Here is an 820-nt window from a genome sequence, read left to right as displayed (position 1 = left end):
CGCCACGATCTCCGGCTGGCGGAACACGGCGCGGAGCTGGTCGATCACGGCGGCCTCGATTTCTCCCGCTGGCACCCGGCCAACCGGGCACCCGCCCGCGCCATGCTTCAGCACCGTCTGGCTGACGTAGTAGCGGTAGAGCCTGCCGCCCTTTCGCGTGTGCGTCGGCGAGAAGGCCGCGCCATCGGGGCCGTAGAGCAGCCCCTTCAACAGCGCGGGCGTGTCGGCACGGGTGCGGGCGGCGCGTTTGCGCGGGCTCTCCTGCAGGATGGCGTGGACCCAGTCCCACGTTTCCTGACTGATGATGGCGTCATGCTCGCCGGGATAGCTGTCACCCTTGTGGACTGCCTCGCCGATGTAGGCGCGGTTGCTGAGCATCCGATAGAGGTACTTCTTGTCGATCCTGTTGCCGCGCGGCGTCCGGATGCCGCGAGCGCCGACGTCTCGCGCCAGTACCGTGCAAGACCCGATCTCGAGGAAACGGGCAAAGATCCAGCGCACATGCGCGGCGGTGTCCTCGTCGACCAGCAGCTTCCGGTTTTCCACCCGATACCCGAAGGGTGGCACCCCACCCATCCACATGCCCTTTTTCCGGCTGGCGGCGACCTTGTCGCGGATGCGCTCGGCCGTGACCTCGCGCTCGAACTGGGCGAAGGAGAGCAGGATGTTCAGCGTCAGCCGTCCCATCGACGTGGTGGTGTTGAAGGACTGGGTTACCGAGACGAAGGTGACCCCGTTCCGGTCGAACACCTCGACCAATTTGGCGAAATCCGCCAGCGAGCGGCTGAGGCGGTCGATCTTGTAGACCACCACCACGTCG

General features: G+C 66.2%; 1 protein-coding gene. It reads right to left on the bottom strand.

The genetic code is table 11. The features are described 5' to 3' along the window. The coding region (locus E3D03_RS21015) for a recombinase family protein (protein WP_263568555.1) at window positions 1-820 on the bottom strand (820 nt) is incomplete at both ends.

The sequence above is a fragment of the Paracoccus sp. DMF genome (assembly GCF_004407025.1).
GTDB classification, from domain to species: Bacteria; Pseudomonadota; Alphaproteobacteria; order Rhodobacterales; family Rhodobacteraceae; genus Paracoccus; species Paracoccus aminovorans_B.
This window is presented reverse-complemented; position numbering and strand designations above follow the sequence as displayed.